This window comes from Microbispora sp. H10836 (assembly GCF_012999525.1).
Classification (GTDB): Bacteria; Actinomycetota; Actinomycetes; order Streptosporangiales; family Streptosporangiaceae; genus Microbispora.
In genome coordinates this window covers 267,048-281,523 of record NZ_JABBWU010000003.1, presented here as the reverse complement: position 1 = coordinate 281,523, position 14,476 = coordinate 267,048, and the positions used below count along the sequence as shown (strand labels likewise).

General features: G+C 70.2%; 15 protein-coding genes. 11 read left to right on the top strand and 4 right to left on the bottom strand.

All coding sequences use genetic code 11. The annotated features are described in order from the left end of the window. The first annotated feature begins 271 nt into the window (after positions 1-271). The 5 genes from HHX30_RS08790 to HHX30_RS08770 all read left to right on the top strand — a co-directional run bounded on the left by HHX30_RS08790 (position 272) and on the right by HHX30_RS08770 (position 5,948). Entirely contained in the window at positions 272-2,131 is a 1,860-nt protein-coding gene (locus tag HHX30_RS08790) for a 2-oxoacid:acceptor oxidoreductase subunit alpha (protein WP_169981255.1), read from the top strand. Further along, the gene (locus tag HHX30_RS08785; RefSeq protein ID WP_311922215.1) at positions 2,124-3,194 is read left to right on the top strand and encodes a 2-oxoacid:ferredoxin oxidoreductase subunit beta; all 1,071 of its coding nucleotides are present in this window, start codon (positions 2,124-2,126) and stop codon (positions 3,192-3,194) included. The genes HHX30_RS08790 and HHX30_RS08785 overlap by 8 nt, the downstream gene beginning before the upstream one ends. 205 nt (positions 3,195-3,399) lie before the next feature. Continuing rightward, positions 3,400-4,308 carry an NAD(P)-dependent oxidoreductase gene (locus tag HHX30_RS08780; RefSeq protein WP_169981253.1) on the top strand — a complete coding sequence of 303 codons (909 nt, stop codon included), beginning with the start codon at positions 3,400-3,402 and terminating at the stop codon, positions 4,306-4,308. A 31-nt stretch (positions 4,309-4,339) separates the two neighbouring features. Then, complete coding sequence (locus HHX30_RS08775) at positions 4,340-5,221, top strand: phytanoyl-CoA dioxygenase family protein (protein ID WP_310742078.1); 882 nt, start codon at positions 4,340-4,342, stop codon at positions 5,219-5,221. Between the two features lie 67 nt (positions 5,222-5,288). Next, a complete protein-coding gene (locus HHX30_RS08770) occupies positions 5,289-5,948 on the top strand; it encodes a class I SAM-dependent methyltransferase (RefSeq protein WP_169981249.1) in 660 nt (219 codons plus the stop codon). A 49-nt stretch (positions 5,949-5,997) separates the two neighbouring features. On the opposite strand, the gene HHX30_RS08765 is transcribed toward HHX30_RS08770, so the two are convergent. Further along, positions 5,998-6,894: a hypothetical protein gene (locus HHX30_RS08765; protein WP_169981247.1), complete on the bottom strand. Its 897-nt coding sequence runs from the start codon at positions 6,892-6,894 to the stop codon at positions 5,998-6,000. Between HHX30_RS08765 and HHX30_RS08760 the strand changes: the two genes are divergently transcribed. Then, entirely contained in the window at positions 6,863-7,510 is a 648-nt protein-coding gene (locus HHX30_RS08760; protein WP_169981245.1) for a hypothetical protein, read from the top strand. The two genes, HHX30_RS08765 and HHX30_RS08760, sit on opposite strands and share 32 nt — an antisense overlap. A gap of 278 nt (positions 7,511-7,788) precedes the next feature. On the opposite strand, the gene HHX30_RS08755 is transcribed toward HHX30_RS08760, so the two are convergent. Next, entirely contained in the window at positions 7,789-8,412 is a 624-nt protein-coding gene (locus HHX30_RS08755; protein WP_169981243.1) for a right-handed parallel beta-helix repeat-containing protein, read from the bottom strand. A 46-nt stretch (positions 8,413-8,458) separates the two neighbouring features. Here HHX30_RS08755 and HHX30_RS08750 point away from each other — a divergent pair, with 46 nt between their 5' ends. Then, positions 8,459-8,770: a hypothetical protein gene (locus HHX30_RS08750; protein ID WP_211591758.1), complete on the top strand. Its 312-nt coding sequence runs from the start codon at positions 8,459-8,461 to the stop codon at positions 8,768-8,770. 148 nt (positions 8,771-8,918) lie between these two features. On the opposite strand, the gene HHX30_RS08745 is transcribed toward HHX30_RS08750, so the two are convergent. Then, on the bottom strand, positions 8,919-9,728 hold the full coding sequence (locus HHX30_RS08745; protein WP_169981241.1) for a 2OG-Fe(II) oxygenase: 810 nt from the start codon (positions 9,726-9,728) through the stop codon (positions 8,919-8,921). A 223-nt stretch (positions 9,729-9,951) separates the two neighbouring features. Here HHX30_RS08745 and HHX30_RS08740 point away from each other — a divergent pair, with 223 nt between their 5' ends. The 4 genes from HHX30_RS08740 (at position 9,952) to HHX30_RS08725 (ending at position 13,076) form a co-directional block, all read left to right on the top strand. Beyond that, on the top strand, positions 9,952-10,821 hold the full coding sequence (locus HHX30_RS08740) for a metalloregulator ArsR/SmtB family transcription factor (protein ID WP_169981240.1): 870 nt from the start codon (positions 9,952-9,954) through the stop codon (positions 10,819-10,821). Next, entirely contained in the window at positions 10,818-11,417 is a 600-nt protein-coding gene (locus HHX30_RS08735) for a dihydrofolate reductase family protein (RefSeq protein ID WP_169981239.1), read from the top strand. Before HHX30_RS08740 ends, HHX30_RS08735 begins: the two co-directional genes overlap by 4 nt. 126 nt (positions 11,418-11,543) lie before the next feature. Next, positions 11,544-12,467 carry a glycosyltransferase family 2 protein gene (locus HHX30_RS08730; RefSeq protein WP_169981238.1) on the top strand — a complete coding sequence of 308 codons (924 nt, stop codon included), beginning with the start codon at positions 11,544-11,546 and terminating at the stop codon, positions 12,465-12,467. 69 nt (positions 12,468-12,536) lie between these two features. Further along, entirely contained in the window at positions 12,537-13,076 is a 540-nt protein-coding gene (locus tag HHX30_RS08725) for a dTDP-4-dehydrorhamnose 3,5-epimerase family protein (protein ID WP_310742076.1), read from the top strand. Here HHX30_RS08725 and HHX30_RS08720 read toward each other — a convergent pair. Next, positions 13,032-14,462 (bottom strand): O-antigen ligase family protein, encoded by a 1,431-nt coding sequence (locus HHX30_RS08720; RefSeq protein WP_311922214.1) that lies wholly within the window; start codon positions 14,460-14,462, stop codon positions 13,032-13,034. The two genes, HHX30_RS08725 and HHX30_RS08720, sit on opposite strands and share 45 nt — an antisense overlap. Positions 14,463-14,476 lie beyond the last annotated feature (14 nt).

The following is a 14,476-nucleotide window of genomic DNA, read 5'->3' as shown; positions in this document are numbered from 1 at the left end:
CCGAATCAAGCTCGTCGCCCGCTTGCACCTAGACCTGTGCCGGCTCGCGTCGGGCCTGTGTCGCCCGGAAGGTTCGCGAGGCTGACGGTGCGCCGCCCCCCCGGCGGCCAGGCACCGAACGGGAACGCGCCACAGGCGTGGAAAGTCCCGGTAGACCGCACCTCAAGTGCGCATCTACGAAAAACCAGCGTGACCCCGATGGATCTAGCATGGATATGACAACGTGCCACAAGCAGGCTGGCCTGGGCGCGTCAAGGAGGACTGAGGAGCTGTGACCAAGCAGGTTCAGCAACTCGACCGTGTGATCATCCGGTTCGCGGGTGACTCGGGCGACGGAATGCAGCTCACCGGTGATCGGTTCACGGCGGAGACGGCCCAGTTCGGCAACGACCTGTCGACGCTCCCCAACTTCCCGGCGGAGATCCGCGCCCCCGCGGGCACCCTGCCCGGGGTGTCGAGTTTCCAGTTGCACTTCGCCGACCACGACATCCTGACCCCCGGCGACGCCCCCAACGTGCTGGTGGCGATGAACCCGGCCGCGTTGAAGGCGAACCTGGGCGACCTGCCCAAGGGCGCCGACATCATCGCCAACACCGACGAGTTCACCAAGCGCAACCTGTCCAAGGTCGGCTACGACGGCAACCCGCTCGAAGACGACTCCCTGGCCGAGTGGCGGCTGCACGCGGTGCCGCTGACCTCGCTGACGGTCAAGGCGCTCGAGGGTTTCGACATCTCCAAGAAGGACGCCGAGCGGGCCAAGAACATGTTCGCGCTCGGGCTGTTGTCGTGGCTGTACCACCGGCCGACAGAGGGCACGATCGCGTTCCTGGAGGCCAAGTTCGCCCGCAAGCCCGAGATCGCCAAGGCGAACATCGCGGCGTTCCAGGCGGGCTGGAACTACGGCGAGACGACCGAGTCGTTCTCGGTCTCCTATGAGATCAAGCCGGCCACCCTGCGGCCGGGGACCTACCGCAACATCTCCGGCAACCAGGCCCTGGCCTACGGGCTGATCGCGGCGGCGGTACAGGCCAAGCTGCCGCTGTTCCTCGGCTCCTACCCGATCACCCCGGCCTCTGACATCCTGCACGAGCTGTCCAAGCACAAGCACTTCGGCATCCGCACCTTCCAGGCCGAAGACGAGATCGCCGGCGTCGGCGCCGCCCTGGGAGCCGCGTTCGGCGGGTCGCTGGGCGTGACCACCACCTCCGGGCCCGGTGTCGCGCTGAAGGCCGAGACCGTCGGTCTGGCCGTGACCACGGAGCTGCCGCTGATCATCGTGGACGTGCAGCGGGCCGGCCCGTCCACCGGCATGCCGACCAAGACCGAGCAGACCGACCTGCTGATGGCGATGTTCGGCCGCAACGGCGAGTCGCCGGTGCCGGTGCTGGCCCCGGCCACCCCCTCCGACTGCTTCACCATGGCCGTCGAGGCGGCGCGGATCGCCCTTGCGTACCGCACGCCGGTCATGCTGCTGTCGGATGGGTACCTGGCCAACGGCTCGGAGCCGTGGCGCATCCCCGAGATCGATGAGCTGCCCGACATCTCGGTGCAGTTCACCACGCAGCCGAACGGCGAGGACGGCACCACCTACCTGCCGTTCAAACGAGACCCGCAGACGCTGGCCCGGCCGTGGGCGGTGCCCGGCACCCCCGGGCTGGAGCACCGGATCGGCGGCATCGAGAAGGCCGACGGCACCGGGAACATCTCCTACGACCCGGACAACCACGACCGGATGGTCCGGCTGCGCCAGGCCAAGATCGACGGCATCGACGTGCCCGACCTGACCGTGGACGACCCCGACGGGGACGCCCGGGTGCTCGTGCTCGGCTGGGGCTCCACCTACGGGCCGATCGCGGCCGCCGCCCGCCGGGTCCGCGCCGCCGGGCACAAGGTGGCCCAGGCGCACCTGCGGCACCTGAACCCGCTGCCGGCCAACACCGGCGAGGTCCTGCGCGCCTATGACAAGGTGCTGCTGCCCGAGATCAACCTCGGCCAGCTGGCCATGCTGCTGCGGGCCCGTTTCCTGGTCGACGTGATCAGCTACAACCGGGTGCGCGGGCTCCCGTTCAAGGCCGCCGAGCTCGCCGCCGTCATCCAGGACGTCATCGGGGACGTGATCGAAAGTGACTGACACCCTCAACGGGAGCCTCAACGGCAAGGGCCTGGCCCTGATCCCCCGCACCGACGCCAAGCAGACCATGAAGGACTTCAAGTCCGACCAGGAGGTGCGCTGGTGCCCCGGCTGCGGTGACTACGCGATCCTGGCCGCGGTGCAGTCCTTCCTGCCCGACCTGGGCCTGCGCCGGGAGAACATCGTGTTCGTCTCCGGCATCGGCTGCTCCTCGCGCTTCCCGTACTACCTCGACACCTACGGCTTCCACTCCATCCACGGGCGGGCCCCGGCCATCGCCACCGGGCTGGCCGCCTCCCGGCCGGACCTGTCGGTGTGGGTCATCACCGGCGACGGGGACGCTTTGTCGATCGGCGGCAACCACCTGATCCACGCGCTGCGCCGCAACGTCAACCTGAACATCCTGCTGTTCAACAACAGGATCTACGGCCTGACCAAGGGGCAGTACTCCCCGACCAGCGAGATCGGGAAGATCACCAAGTCGACGCCGATGGGGTCGCTGGACAAGCCGTTCAACCCGATCAGCCTCGCGATCGGCGCCGAGGCCGGGTTCGTCGCCCGGACCATCGACTCCGACCGCAAGCACCTGCAGGGTGTGCTGCGCCAGGCCGCCGAGCACCGGGGCGCGTCGCTGGTGGAGATCTACCAGAACTGCAACATCTTCAACGACGGCGCCTTCGACACGCTCAAGGACCCGGCCACCCGCGACGAGATCACCGTCAAGCTGGAGCACGGCCGGCCGATCGTCTTCGGCACCGGCGACAACGAGCAGGCCGTACGGCTGTCGCCCACCGGCGGCCTCCAGGTCGTGCCCCGCGCGCAGGTGGCCGACAGCGAGATCCTCGTCCACGACGCCCACAACCCCGACCCGTCGCTGGCGTTCGCGCTGTCCAGGCTCGACGAACCGGCCTTCAAGCACGTCCCGATCGGCGTCTTCCGCTCGGTCGACCGGCCGTCCTACGACCACCTCCTGAACGAGCAGGTCCAGGCGGCCACGGCCGACAAGGGCACCGGCAGCCTCGCCGACCTCCTCCACGGTGGCGACACCTGGACCATCGGCTGACCGAACCACAAGAGAAGGGGCCCGTCTTCGGACGGGTCCCTTTTGTATTAGCGGGCCCGAACATTGTTCTCGCCGTCAACCCGGGTCTCGACCGGACCGTCTCCCTTGCCGAGACGCAGCATGATCCAGCACCTAGGGAGAGCGCATGGCCCGGGCCCCTTCCTCCGGACCGCCGTCACCCGCACGGCCGGAAGAACCACCATGGGTGGGCAGGAAGGTCCTGGTCACGGGAGCGTCGGGATTCATCGGCAGCCGTCTCGCTCTCCGGCTCGCCGGCATGGGCGCCGAGGTGCACACCCTCAGCCGAGGTCCCGTGCACCGGCAGGACCCAGGCCTGGGTGAACAAGCGATCTGGCACGCGGCCGACCTCCGCGACCGGGAGACGACCGGGGCACTGCTCCAGAAGATCAGCCCGGACGTCGTCTTCCATCTGGCCGGTGAGGTCGACGGAGCGAGGGACGCCGACCTCGTGCTGCCCACGCTGGAGAGCAATCTCCTCGCCACGGTGAACCTGCTGCATCACGCCGCGGCCCTCCCCGGGGTCCGGGTGATCCTCTGTGGCTCCAGTGAGGAACCCCGGCCCGCGAACGAGCAGTCGCCGCCCCCGTCGCCGTACGCGATGGCCAAATGGGCGGCCACCGGCTACGCACAGCTGTTCCACCGGTTGTGGGGCGTCCCGGTCACCGTGCTGCGACCGACCATGGTCTACGGTCCCGGCCAGCGGGACGCCCGGAAGCTGGTGCCGTACCTCGCACTGTCTCTTCTGCGCGGCGAGGAGCCACGTCTCACCAGCGGGAGCAAGCGGGCCGACTGGGTGTACGTGGACGACGTGGTCGACGCGTTCGTCCTGGCCGGTGAGACCGACCGGGCCGCCGGGCAGGTGCTGGACGTCGGCACGGGGGTTCTCACCTCCGTCAGGGAGACCGTGGAGTTGCTCTTCCGTGTCTCCGGCACCCCACTGCGGCCGCGGTTCGGCGCGGTCGCCGACCGCCCCCTGGACGTGGCCCAGACCGCCGACGTCGGGCCGGCGGCCGAAATCCTCGGCTGGAAGGCGGCCGTCGGCCTGGAAGAAGGGCTGCGACGGACGCTCGCCTGGTATGCCGAGCGCAGGTAACAGAAGACTCCAGAAAGGCGATAGCCGTACCGTGACCGTTATCTTCTCAGGTCCCCTTCTGACGGACGAAGAGCGCCGCACACGCCTCTACGAGGGGCAGGTCTTCCTGTATCCGGCCCGCCCCGAGTCCCAGGCGCTGATCGAGTTCGCGCGGGAGTTGATCGGTGACGCGTTCGGCGGGTTGGACCCGGAAACGGCCCAGTACGAACTGCCCGTGGAGAAGTTCGCCGCGATCCTCGCCGAGCTCAAGCCGAAGTTCATCCACCACCCGCGCGCGAAGGAACTGCTGCGGGCGCTGCTGCTCTCCTTCGGCTGCGACGCCGACCGGACGTATTTCGACGTGCCGAGGATGCGGTCGTCCACCTCCGACGACTACCTCACCACAGGGATCGCCTACGCGTTCCACCCCCACCGGGACACCTGGTATTCGGCGCCTCTGAGCCAGGTCAACTGGTGGATCCCGATCTACGAGGTCGTCCCCGAGAACGTGATGACGTTCCATCCGCGTTACTGGAGCACCCCGGTCAAGAACGGGTCCGCCCGCTACGACTATTACGAGTGGAACCGGACCAGCCGGTTCAACGCGGCGCAGCACATCGGCACCGACACCCGGGAGCAGCCCAAGCCCGAGGAGCCGATCGAGCTGGAACCCCGGGTGACGCTCGTGCCCGAGCCGGGCGGCGTCATGATCTTCTCCGGCAACCAGTTGCACTCGTCGGTGCCGAACACGTCGGGCAAGACCCGCTTCAGCATCGATTTCCGTACGGTCAACGTGGACGACGTCATCGCGCGGCGTGAGGCGCCCAACGTCGACTGCGCGTGCACCGGCACCACACTCCGCGACTTCCTGCGCGTCTCCGATCTGGAGCGGCTGCCGGAGGATGTCGCGCTCGCCTACGAGGGCAAGGGCTGATGATCGTTTCGACATCGGAAGGTCTCCGCACGCCCCCAGGAGCCCCCGCATCAGAGAGGCCCCGCCCATGAGCCGTCTGAACGCCCTGCGCAGCCGCTTCGTCGACGCGCCCGACTCGCTGGGCGCGAAGGCCCGGGCGCGGCGGTGGAGCTGGTTCGCCGAGTGCTTCCCGGACCTCGACCGGATGAACGTGATCGACCTCGGGGGGACGGCCGGGGCCTGGCTGCGCGCCCCGGTCAGACCGGCCCACGTGCACATCGTCAACCTGGAGCAGCCGCCGCCTGACCTGCCGTCCTGGCTGCGCGCCGACGTCGCGGACGCCTGCGACCTGCCGGCCGCGATCCGGAGCGGCACCTACGATTTGGTCTTCTCCAACGCGGTGATCGAGCACGTGGGTGGTCACCAGCGCCGGCAGATCTTCGCCGACACCGTGAACGCACTGGCCGACCGTCACTGGGTGCAGACGCCCTACCGCTACTTCCCGGTCGAGCCGCATTTCCTGTTCCCGGGCTTCCAGTTCCTCCCGCTGACGGCCCGGACGGAGATCCTCCGCCGCTGGCCGCTCATCCACACGCCGACCTCCGATCGGGAGGCCGCACGGCGCATCGTGATGGACGTCGAACTGCTCAGCGTGACGGAGATGCGACACTACTTCCCCGGCTCGCGGATCCGGTTCGAACGGCTGGCCGGCCTGGTGAAGTCGGTGATCGCCTACAGGCGCGCCTGACGCCGGACGAGCGGCCGGGCCCCGCCGAGGGCCCGGCCGCTCGTCGTCGTCACGACTTGTCGGGGTTCACGGCCCCGCCGTCCTCCCAGGTGTTGCCCTGCCAGACGTTGCCGGAGCCCTCGTGGTCCCAGTAGGCCACCGGGCCGGCGTGCCCGCCCTTGGGCCACACCTGACGGCTGAAGACGTTGCCGATGACCTTGACGTTCGACGAGGTGCCCTTGGTGCCCGCCCCGGCGTACAACGCCCAGCCGCCGCCCGCCAGCAGGTTGCCCTCCACCGTCACGTCGCGGATCACGCCGAAGTCCTGGAACAACGCGATGGCGCCGGTCTGGTCGAGCGTGTTGATGACCGTGTTGCGCCGGATGATCAGCTGCGTGCCCTTGGCCGGCGCGCTGGTGCTCATGATCATGTCCGTGTGGTCGCCCGAGTAGTACTTGGGGTCGTGGAGGTAGGAGTCCTCCACAACGCCCTGCTCGGTGCAGATGCCGTTCGAGATCGTGTGGATGTCCACGCGCCGGATCGTGATCATCCTCCCCTGGTTGAGGATGCCGAACTGGGTGCGCACCTTGCCGTTGCCGAAGACCTCGACGTCCTCGACCGTCAGCCCCGAGTGGCCCTCACGCTGGAGGATCCCCCAGTAGTCCCGCTGCCCGCGGACCCGCGTGTTGCGGATGGTCACGTTGTCCGCGTCCACCGTGATGTCGCCGTAGACGTCCAGGCCGTCGATGACCGTGCCGTCCTTGGTGATGACGAGCGAGTCGGACCTCTTGAGCGTGACACCCGCGGGGACTCCCGTGTTGCCCGGGCCCGGCCAGGCTCCCGTACGCGGCGGCGTCGGCTCGTTCGAAGGTGCCGGGGAAGGGCGGGCGGACGCGGACCTCGACGGCGTCGGCGAGGGCCGGTCCGGGGAGGGGGTGCGCGACGGGCTGTACGCCGGACTGTGCACCGGGCTGTGTGTCGCGCTGGGTGAGGGCGTCAGGTCGGGTGAGGGACGCGCGCTACGCGAAGGGGTCGCGCTACGCGAAGGAACGACGCTGGGAGAGGGGCTGCGCGTGGGGGCGGCGCTGGAAGAAGGGCTGCGCGTGGGGGCGGCGCTGGAAGAAGGGCTGCGCGTGGGGACGGCGCTGGAAGAAGGGCTGCGCGTGGGACGGACTGTCGGCCGGTGGGTCGGCCAGAAGGTCGGGCGAGTCGTCGGGCGGGTGGTCGGCGACGCCTCCGGCGGGGGGCCGGCCGAGATGCCCGGACGCGGAGAGGCCGACGGTCTCGCCGTCCAGGACACCCTCGGAGTGGGCCGCACAGTGGGTCGCTGGGGTCGCGCTGTGGGCCGGTGTCCCCTCCGCGGTGGCAGGGTGGTCCACCAGGTGACCGCCGGATACGGGTTCCGCCGCCCCGTGGGAGCCGGCGTCGCCCCTGCGCGGCCGCGGCGGGAGGATGTCGAGGCCCTGACCGCCTCGGCGCCGGCCGCCTGCGGTTTCGCCCGCGCGTCCTGCTCCGCGCCGTCTCGCGTGCCGTCTCGCGTGCCGGCGCCCGTCAGCGTGACCGTTCCGTCGGACGCGTCCTGACCACTGACGCCGCATCCGCCGCCGGCGAGGACGACGAGGGCGGACAGACCCGCCACGACCAGCAGCCCGCTTTTCCGGGTGTCCTTATATACCCGCACAGTCGACTCCTTCCGGTCCACGGTTATGCCGACTGTCCGCCTCTATAGGGGGAGGCTCCTTCGGGAGGGTAGCCACACCTGACACACAATGTGGGCTGTTTTCGCAAAAGGAACCATTTTTCAGCGCAATCTACATGCGTCCCAATCCGCATATAAATCGCATTCAGGCGCCAAAGGGTGTTATTCGGGCGTTACCTTCCCGCCGCCCTCCCAGACGTTGTCCCGCCAGACGTTCCCACGGCCATGGGCGTCCCAGTACGCCACCGGACCCGCGAATCCGCCCTTGGGCCACACCCTGCGGCTGAAGACGTTGCCGATGACCTTGACGTGCGACGAGGTGCCCTTGACGCCCGCCCCGGCGTACAACGCCCAGCCGCCGCCCGCCAGCAGGTTGCCCTCCACCGTCACGTCGCGGATCACGCCGAAATCCTGGAACAACGCGATGGCGCTGGTCTGGTCGAGCGTATTGACCGCCGTATTGTGGCGAATGATCAATTCGGTTCCCCGGGCGGGCGGTCCGGACGACATGATCATATCGACGTGATCGTCTTTGTAGAGCTTCGGATCATGGACGTAGTTGTCCTCGATCAGGCCCTGCTCGGTGCTGATGCCGTTGGAAATCGTGTGGATATTCGCCCGCCGCACGGTGATCATTACGCCCTGGTTCAGAACGCCGAACTGCGTGCGTTCCCTGCCGTTGCCGAAGATCTCGACGTCCTCGACCGTCAGCCCCGAGTGCCCCTGCCGCTGGAGGATCCCCCACCAGCCCGGCGTACCGCGGACCCTGGTGTTGCGGATGGTCACGTCGTCGGCCTCGACCGTGATCGCGCCGTGTACCTCCAGGCCGTCGATGACCGTGCCGTCCCTGGTCACGATGATCGACCCGGACGGGCGCAGCTTCGTCCCCTTCGGCACTCCGGTGTTGTCCGGTCCCGGCCAGGCCGCCGGCCGCGACGGTGAGGGCGCGGGGCTCGGCGTGGTTCGCGCCGACGGCGTCGCCGAGGGGGTCGGACGCTTCGGGCCGCCGTCCGTGGTCGCCTGGCACGCGGTCTGCGAGGTCACCAGTACGGCTCCCGCGAGCAGGACCGCCGTACGCCTCGTCACCGCCCGGCGCACGCCGGGCCGATTCCGCGGGCGATGCGGACGCACCGGCGTGACGTGATGCGGCTCACCGCGCTCTCCCCCCTGCGCCCGTCGTGCGGGCATGTCGGCGCCGTGCATCCGGGCGGATCTCCGGCCGCCATCACCGTACCGGGCGGGTCCGTCCCACGCGGGGAATACCGGCGGCGAGCCTCCCGCGCCCCGTCCGGCTACGCCTTGCCGTCGCGGCTGAGCAGGTCCACCAGCGCCGGGGGCGTCCAGCGCTTCACCGTCTGACGGAAGCTGCTCTTCCACTGCTCACCGGGCCGCTGCTTGAAGACGGTCGTGTGGTCCGCGCCCGCCTCCTCCTCCGGGCGGCCGTTCGAGTAGTAGTACAGCGCCATCGAACGGCGGGCCCGGTCGTCCGGGCACGTCAGCGGATCGGGGTGCCCGTGGTTCGCGTCGTCGGTCGTGGCGAAGACGACGAAGCGGTTGAAGACCGGCAGGATCTTGTGCTCGCAGTGGGCCATGTCCTTGTCCCAGAGCTGCAGGTGACCGCCGTAGTCCTCTTTCCAGTCCTTGTTCAGGTAGAGCAGCCCGTTGAGCCGGCGGTCGAGGTTGAGCCTGCGGTGCCGGTTGAAGTCGGCGTGCACCTTCAGGAACCCGCCGGGCTTGATCTGGTGCAGGCCGCCGCCCTCCAGGTGCGGATCGGACACGAGCTGCGTGATCCCCGTCAGCCGTTCGAGGAACTCGACGAACACCTGGCCGTTGAACTCGGCGAGCAGGTGGCGGGTGGCGGGGCCCATCCGCTCGGTGTCCGCCAGCGCGAGCTTGATCTCGCGCGAGCTGTCGAACTGCTGCCAGCTCGCGTCCCGCGGCTCCGGGAACTCCTCGAGGATCGGCTCCAGCACGCCGGGCGGCAGGAAATCGTCGATCACCACGTGCCGGAACGGCGAGGCGCCGAGGAAGTCCTCGCGCCGGCTGTCGGCCAGCGGGAACAGGTCCTCCCGACGGAAGGTGAACGCCTGGGTCTCCTGCATCGATCTCTCCCTCGCCGCCGGCTGAAAGGTGTCTGTCTCGATCCGTCGCGCCCGCGCTCGCCACCGCACGATCCGCCGGACGCTTTCCCTGCGGCTCGGAACGGCGAGGCTCCGACATGAATATCGTGCGGCGAATCCGCCCGTGTTACAGCGCCGCGTACGGCCAGGCACTCCTCCATATATTCCTTGACACGAATATTCTCCACGAGGAATACTCGCCTCCATGGAGGCACTCCTCACCGCACTGGCCGACCCGGCCCGCTGGCGGCTTGTGAGCCTGTTGGCCGAGCGGCCCCGGCCGGTCGGCGTCCTCGCCCAGCTCTCCGGGGCGCGCCAGCCGCAGACCACCAAGCACCTGCAGACCCTCGAACGCGCCGGCATCGTCACCTCACAGCGCGCCGGCCAGCGCCGCGTCTACGCGCTGCGGCCCGAACCCCTGCGGGAGCTGGCGGCCGCGCTCGGCCGGCTCGCCGACACCGCGGACCAGGCCGGCGGCGCGCGCGAGACCTACGACCGCTACGGGCTCAGCCTCCACGCGGAGCGACTCGCCGCGGAGGAGCCGGGATGGGCCGACGGCCGCACGTTCAGGTTCCACCGCTCTCTGATGGGGCATCCGGAGCTGGTCTGGCGCCACCTGACCGACACCTCCCTGCTCGCCCGCTGGTGGACGCCCGACGACCTGCGCGTCTCCGAGCTCGTATTCGAGGCACGGCCGGGTGGGCGGATCGTCCAGCAGTATCGTGACGCCGACGACGCCGACGGCTCCGACCTGGTCGCCGGGCACGCGGAGGGAACCGTCGAGGAGGTGCGCCTCCATGAACACCTCGCGTACCGGCTCTCCCCGCTGCTTCCCGACGGCAGCCTCGCCTTCACCGCCCACGTCGACCTCGGCCTCCGGCCCACCGGCACCGGCACCGGCACCGGCACCGACCTCGACGTCCTCTTCCGCGTCAGCGACAGCACCGTCGAATCCGCGGACTTCATCGCGGGTATCGAGATCGGCTTCGGCCAGAGCATCGACAGACTCGCGGCGATTCTCGCCGCCGGCCCCCACGACACCGAGCACCACACGGATACGAGGAGCACGAAATGACCCACTCGACCGGCCGCAGGGTGACCGCGAACCTGAGCCTCACCCTCGACGGGCGTTACCACGGTCCCGGCGGGCCCGGCGATTTCGCCGCGTTCGTTCCCTACGTGACCACCGAGGTCGCACGAGACCACATGAACCGCATCTGGGAGGACGCGACGACGGCGCTGCTCGGCCGGATCAACGCCGAGGGATTCATGGGCTACTGGCCGCCGGTCGCCGAGGACGAGAACGCCGACCCGCGTGATCGCGGATACGCCAAGTGGCTGGTCGACACGGAGAAGGTGGTCCTCTCGACCACCTTGACCGAAGCGCCGTGGGAACGCACCCGCGTGGTGAACGCCCCCGCCGCCGAGGTCGTCACCGGCCTCAAAGCCACCGGCGAGGGCGACATCCTCGTCAACAGCAGTGCCAGTGTCATCAAGCCGCTCCTGTCGGCGGACCTGCTCGACCGGCTGTACCTCATGATCCTCCCTGAGATCGCCGGGGGCGGGTGGCGGCTGTTCGACGACGGCCTGCCGGCGACGAAGTGGACGCTCACGCATCAGCGGACCGGCGAGCTGGGCGAGATCGCCATGGTCTACGACCGAGTCCGCTGAGCGGGGACGCCCGCGTGGCCGCGTTCGACCGGCGACACCAGGGCGAGACCGCGGAATGCGTTGCCTCCCGGGTGCACCGCCTCTAGCATGCGCCTGGCGGGCAGTTCCCGACCCCCGGAGGACCGCATGTCCGAGACCCCGCGGATCGCGGTCGTCGTCGTGACCTACAACAGCGCGCGCGTGCTGGCGGACTGCCTGCAGTCGCTCGCCGCGGGCGCGCGAGGCGCCGACCTCGTGCAGGTGGTCGTCGCCGACAACGCGTCACGGGACGAGTCCGTGCCGCTCGCCGAGCGGGCCGGGGCGACGGTGGTGCCGGTGGGCCGCAACGCCGGCTACGCGGCGGCCATCAACGCGGGCATCGCCGCCCTCGACCGCGAGGGACACCTCGACCGCGTCGACGCGGTCGCCATCCTCAACCCCGACTGCCGCACCCGGGAAGGGGCGCTCACCCGTCTCGCGGCCGCGCTGCGCGCCCCCGGCCGCGGCATCGCCGTACCCCGGCTGGTCAGCCCGGACGGCCACACGCATCCCTCCCTGCGCCGCGCCCCCACGGTGCGCGGCGCGCTGGCCGAGGCGGTGATCGGCGGACGGCTCGCGGACCGCGTCGGGCGGCTCGGCGAGGTGATCACCGATCCCCGCCGGTACCGGACGCCCGGCACCGCCGCGTGGGCCACCGGTGCCGCCCTGCTCGTCTCCGTGGCGGCCGTACGCGACCTCGGGCCGTGGGACGAGTCCTTCCTGCTCTACAGCGAGGAGACCGAGTTCGCACTGCGGGCGGCCGACCGGGGCTGGACGCTCTGGTACGAACCCGAGGCCGTGGTCGAGCACATCGGCGGCGAGGCGAACGTCAACCCCGTGCTGGCCGCGCTGCTCACGACGAACCGGGTGCGGCTGTTCCGGCGGCGGCGCGGGCCCGTCTCCTCCCTCGCCTTCTATCTGGCCGTGGTTCTCGGCGAGGCGCTGCGCGCGCTCACCGGCCGGCGTACGGCGCGGGCCTCGCTGGTGGCCCTGCTGCGGCCCTCCAGGCGCATGCGGGTGCTGCCGCAGTGAGCGGGCAGGGCGGTTCGGCGGAAGCGGCGTAACGGCCGGCCCGTCCGTCGCGACTACAGACATGTGAAAGTGACGCGACTCGCCCTGGAGGGCGTGCTGCTGTTCGTCCCCACGCCCCACCACGACGAGCGCGGCTTCTTCACCCGGACCTTCGACGCCGCCGTCGCCGCCGAGCACGGGCTCGACCCCGCCGTCTTCATCCAGGACAGCCAGTCACGCTCCCGCAAGGGCACCGTCCGCGGCATGCACGGCCGTTCGGGGCGTGGCGAGGCCAAGCTCGTCCGATGCGCCCGCGGCGCCGTCCTGGACGTACTGGTGGACGCCAGGCCCGGTTCGCCGACCTTCGGCCGCCACCTGTCGGTGCTGCTCGACGACGAGACGTTCGCGCATCTGTACGTGCCCCCGGGCCTCCTGCACGGCTACCAGGCGCTGACCGAGGCCGACGTGTGCTACCGCATCGACCGGGAGCACGACCCGTCGGAGGATCTCGCCGTGAGGTACGACGACCCGGATCTCGCGCTTCCGTGGCCGCTGCCGGTCGGCGCGATCAGCGGCCGGGACCTGTCAGCCGGGTCCTGGGCCGAGCTGCGCGACCGCCTCGGGGCGTAGCCCGGCACCCGCCGCCACCGCCGCCGTCGGCGGGGCGGGGGCCGCGGCGGCGTTCTCGGCCTTCAGCGCGCGCAGCAGCGCGCCGGCGGCCCCGATCAGCAGGAACATCAGGCTGGTGACGCCGGGATAGGACAGCAGGTCGAAGGTGGCCGCGCCGACGAGCGGAACCAGCAGGCAGGCGGCGATGGTCAGGGCCAGGTTGCGGACGTTGGGATCGCCGCTGAGCCGCCGCGCGCGCAGCGCGACGACCACCCCGCAGACGATGACGCCGACGAAGGCCACCACGCCGACCACGCCGGTCTCCACCAGCGAGAGCAGGTACTGGTTGTCGAACACCTGGTGCTTGTAGGGATACCAGGTCCCGATGCCCCGGCCGAACAGCGGATGCTTGGTGACCTCGGTCAGCGCGAACGGGTAGTCGTGCGTGCGGTAGAGGATGCTGTCGTCGGAGCCGGCGTTCGCGAACAGGTTGTAGAAGGTGCCGAGCAGTCCGGGGGCCGCCACCTTCATCAGGCCGAGGAACACGGCGAGCGCCCCCAGGCTCACCAGGCAGCGCCTGAGCGGCCAGCCGGTGAACAGCACCGCGCCGACCACGACCATCCCGAGCACGGCCGACCTGGAGACCGAGAACATCAGCCCGGCCGCGATGAGGGCCGCGCACAGCCACCAGCGCCGCCACGGCTCGCCCCGGTCCCGCGCCTGCAGGGCGAAGTGCGCCGCGAACGGCAGGACCATCGAGCAGAAGACGCCGAACTCGATCGGGTGGCCCAGCGTCGCGGCCACCCGGCGCAGGTCCGCCCGCGACATCACGGTCTCGGTGCCCTCGACGGAGGTGTGCCGGAACCCGGGAAGGGACATGTAGGTCGTGGGGTCGAACTCCAGCAGGTACTGGCACGTGGCGACGACCGACACGATCGCCCCGGCCACCACGACCGTCTTGAGCACGAAGTCGAGCCGGTCCCGTCCCCTGACGCCGTCACACATCACGAGCACGAGCCCGACGTACCCGGCGAACAGCACCAGGGAGTGGTCCGCCAGGTTGAGCTCGTCCGAGGGCAGGTATCCGAGGCTGGCGAAGCCGTAGCAGGTCAGGAACGCCATCCCGTACGCGAAGATCGCGGTACGGACGGGGTTGGCGCCCTTGGCGGCTCCGAGGGTGGTGGTGAACTGCGCCAGGAGCCACACGAGGAGGAGCAGGAGGGCGAGGACGTCCGCGAGCGTCAGCGACATCGGCAGCCCGCGCAGGACCAGCCGGGCCGGGATGAGCAGCAGGGCGAGCACGAACAGGCAGACGAGCGTCGCGCCGTCGGCGCGCCGGCGCGGCCCGGGCAGCGGCCCGGGCAGTGGGCTGTGCAGCGGGCTGTGCAGCGGGCTGTCGATCCTCACGGGACTCCCGATGG